The sequence below is a fragment of the Cyanobium sp. NIVA-CYA 375 genome (assembly GCF_056108345.1).
In genome coordinates, this window is sequence record NZ_JBSYHW010000186.1 from 1 (window position 1) to 1,702 (window position 1,702).

Annotated in this window: 2 protein-coding genes; both read left to right on the forward strand. The window is 46.2% G+C overall.

Annotated features, from left to right (window positions below; all coding sequences use genetic code 11):
- Positions 1 to 183: hypothetical protein (locus AC01FP_RS17395; protein ID WP_474481970.1), on the forward strand; the 183-nt coding region annotated here is incomplete at its 5' end.
- Between the two features lie 520 nt (positions 184 to 703).
- The gene (locus AC01FP_RS17400) at positions 704 to 1,033 is read left to right on the forward strand and encodes a hypothetical protein (protein ID WP_474481971.1); all 330 of its coding nucleotides are present in this window, start codon (positions 704 to 706) and stop codon (positions 1,031 to 1,033) included.
- Positions 1,034 to 1,702: the final 669 nt, after the last annotated feature.

Sequence of the window (1,702 nt, forward strand, 5' to 3'; positions counted from 1 at the left end):
GGCATGCAATTAACTATTCAAATTATAAGCTATTGTCGCCTCAACGCAAGGGCTGATCGTATTTTTCGAGGTGCCCTCAAGATACATGTGCGACGAGTAGGCGCACCCTTGATATTGTCAATAGATGCCGGAATGCAAGTTGAACTTGAAGCAACACAATACCCAAATCTGGGGCTTCGTTAGTAGAATATTAAAATAATCAGGCATATTAGCCCGATGAGTGTCCACAGGAATTGCTACTCCCATAAACTATCAGTGCCATTGCTCGGAATGTTGGTCCGTAAGTGTTGATGATAAACACAATGTAATCGGTTTATTTCGCGACAGGGTTCCCATCCCCGGCCCAATTAGATGGAGAGTTGATAGCTACTCATCAGGCAGATACCCTTTGCCTGTTTGAATATAGGTTACCCACCTAGCCCTTGCTTGTATGTAAGTTGTTTTAATTTTTTTGGCTCACATGCCATTTGGTGCTTATGCCTCATATTAGCTGTTAATTGTGAAAGTTATTGGGCATTAGCTCAATACCTAACTCAATTCAACTCATTTCGTAGGTCACAAGCAGCGACATTTGGTGCGGTACCCTATCTGGAGCAAGATTCGGAGTGCAGCTACCTATCAAAATCTATCAAACCAAAAACGTAATTTGCGATCCTGTCCAGATTGGGGCTATAGTGAAGCAGTCGGCCTGTCGCAAAAGGCAATGTCTGAGATCGAAGAAATCAATAAGCTGGTCACTTTTGGGCTTGTTGACGGAAAGTTGAGGATTCTTCAAGTCAACGCAAACGTGTGGGGCGATGTCAAAGGGAACATTCAAGGTAGTGTTCGTGGTGATATATTTGGAGATGTTGAAGGTAGCGTTGAAGGATATATTGGCCGAGATGTAGGCGCAAATGTCGGCCGCCATGTTTTAGGCAATGTTAATGGCAATGTAGAAGGCAGCGTTTGGGGTGATATAAAGGGAGATGTGTGGGGCCAAGTAATTGGAAAGGTAGAAGGAAATGCTGAAGATCTTTCCGACGTCAACACCTAGGCCTGAACCTCACTAGCCTACTAGGCCCTTTTGACTAATTTACGCATCAAAAGAAATCACCTTTTTGTATTAATATTATTAACACCCAGTGGCTCCCCCTACCGTGGTCGGAGTTCTTCTTGTGGGTTCATATGAGCTGATTTCCTATTGGCTGCTAGTTGATGTGGTGAGATTGTGGTATTGAATCATCAATATCTAGATCGCGCCGTCTGTAATCAGCTCCAGTTGGAACGCTTCCCTAAGGTTGTCGTGCGATCCCGGCTGATCAGGGGATGCCAGCAGCCCTCCGTCAAACCCACCCTGTTGTACACCTAAGCCGCAGGATCGCCCCCTTGCGCGCTTGTGTCTTTCGATTGTCTGTCGGCAATGAAGTTGACATCGGGCAAGCTCAGCACCGATTGGCTGTGACCTACTTTTCTATACCTCATTGGAGACTTCCTAGTACTCCCCTCACATGCAGCGCTCCTTGACGGAAAAAGAGAATCCAGGCAATGGGTGAAGCCAAAAGCGCTATGAACATGTCATTAATCATATATGGCTTTTTAAGTCGGAAAGCGTGTCTCGTAGCTTTGATGAGTGTCTGCCTTGAAGTGGAGGTTTCTAGCTCCCGTGCTGCATAGAAGAGATGGCGCTGATGGGCCCGGCCGAATCGCGAGCCACTTTCCAGGG